Consider the following 1,940-nt stretch of genomic DNA (forward strand, 5'->3'; position numbering starts at 1 on the left):
CCTTCGGGGGGACGTTTACCACGGTGTGGTTCATGACTGGGGTGAAGTCGTAACAAGGTAGCCCTAGGGGAACCTGGGGCTGGATCACCTCCTTACCTATACGACTAACTTAATGTTTGTTGAGTGTTCACACAGATTGCTTGTTACTCCTTTATGGAGTTGAGCGAAATGCGCCGCCAGCCGGTTAGCATTGTTCTTTAACAATTTGGAAAGCTGATAGTATTTAATTGCATGAGTCTGTCATGTTAATTAATACAAATCGTATTATTGGGAAGTTAATCCCTTTTCGATAATACATTGAGTTCTCAAAACACTTTATTAAGTGTCTTGAATATTCTAAAAACTAAGGCGAATTTGTGTACTCGTAAGAGATGCAAATTAGTAATAAACCAGCTAGTTACGATACGACTGTTAAGGCTATGGGCTTTAACAACAGTTTGTTTCTTATAGAAACTTATTTGGGTTGTATGGTTAAGTGACTAAGCGTATACGGTGGATGCCTTGGCAGTCAGAGGCGATGAAGGACGTAGTAACTTGCGAAAAGCGTTGGCGAGCTAGTAACAAGCATTTGAGCTAACGATGTCCGAATGGGGAAACCCGGCCACATAAGTGGTCATCATAACGTGAATACATAGCGTTATGAGGCGAACCTGGGGAACTGAAACATCTAAGTACCCAGAGGAAAAGAAATCAACCGAGATTCCCCTAGTAGCGGCGAGCGAACGGGGATTAGCCCTTAAGTCTATGGGGTGTTAGTGGAATGTGTTGGAAAGCACAGCGGCACAGGGTGATAGCCCCGTACATGAAAACTAACCATAGATGAAATCGAGTAAGGCGGGACACGTGACATCCTGTTTGAATATGGGGGGACCATCCTCCAAGGCTAAATACTCCTGACTGACCGATAGTGAACCAGTACCGTGAGGGAAAGGCGAAAAGAACCCCTGTGAGGGGAGTGAAATAGAACCTGAAACCGTGTACGTACAAGCAGTGGGAGCGGTTCTTGAGACCGTGACTGCGTACCTTTTGTATAATGGGTCAGCGACTTACATTTTGTAGCGAGGTTAAGCGAATAGCGGAGCCGTAGGGAAACCGAGTGTTAACTGCGCGTTTAGTTGCAAGGTGTAGACCCGAAACCGAGTGATCTAGCCATGGGCAGGTTGAAGGTTGAGTAACATCAACTGGAGGACCGAACCGACTAATGTTGAAAAATTAGCGGATGACTTGTGGCTGGGGGTGAAAGGCCAATCAAACTCGGAGATATCTGGTTCTCCTCGAAAGCTATTTAGGTAGCGCCTCGAGCGAATACCACTGGGGGTAGAGCACTGTTAAGGCTAGGGGGTCATCCCGACTTACCAACCCTTTGCAAACTCCGAATACCAGTGAGTACTACTCGGGAGACAGACGGCGGGTGCTAACGTCCGTCGTCAAAAGGGAAACAACCCAGACCATCAGCTAAGGTCCCAAAGTTATTGCTAAGTGGGAAACGATGTGGGAAGGCTTAGACAGCTAGGATGTTGGCTTAGAAGCAGCCATCATTTAAAGAAAGCGTAATAGCTCACTAGTCGAGTCGGCCTGCGCGGAAGATTTAACGGGGCTAAGCAATACACCGAAGCTATGGGTTTGCTCTTATGAGCAAGCGGTAGAGGAGCGTTCTGTAAGCGGTTGAAGGTGAAGGGGTAACCCACACTGGACGTATCAGAAGTGCGAATGCTGACATGAGTAACGATAATGGGGGTGAAAAACCCCCACGCCGAAAGACCAAGGGTTCCTGTCCAACGTTAATCGGGGCAGGGTGAGTCGACCCCTAAGGCGAGGCCGAAAGGCGTAGTCGATGGGAAACGGGTCAATATTCCCGTACTTCTGCTAACTGCGATGGAGAGACGGAGAAGGCTAGGCTAGCGCGGCGTTGGTTGTCCGCGTTTAAGACTGTAGGCTGT

Annotated in this window: 2 rRNA genes; both read left to right on the plus strand. The window is 47.9% G+C overall.

Going from position 1 to position 1,940, the window contains the following annotated elements:
* A 16S ribosomal RNA gene (locus L2735_RS19825) occupies positions 1-95 on the plus strand; the annotation flags it as partial.
* Between the two features lie 374 nt (positions 96-469).
* Positions 470-1,940: ribosomal RNA gene (locus tag L2735_RS19830) — 23S ribosomal RNA — on the plus strand; the annotation flags it as partial.

The sequence above is a fragment of the Shewanella olleyana genome (assembly GCF_023283825.1).
In the GTDB taxonomy this organism is placed as follows: Bacteria; Pseudomonadota; Gammaproteobacteria; order Enterobacterales; family Shewanellaceae; genus Shewanella; species Shewanella olleyana.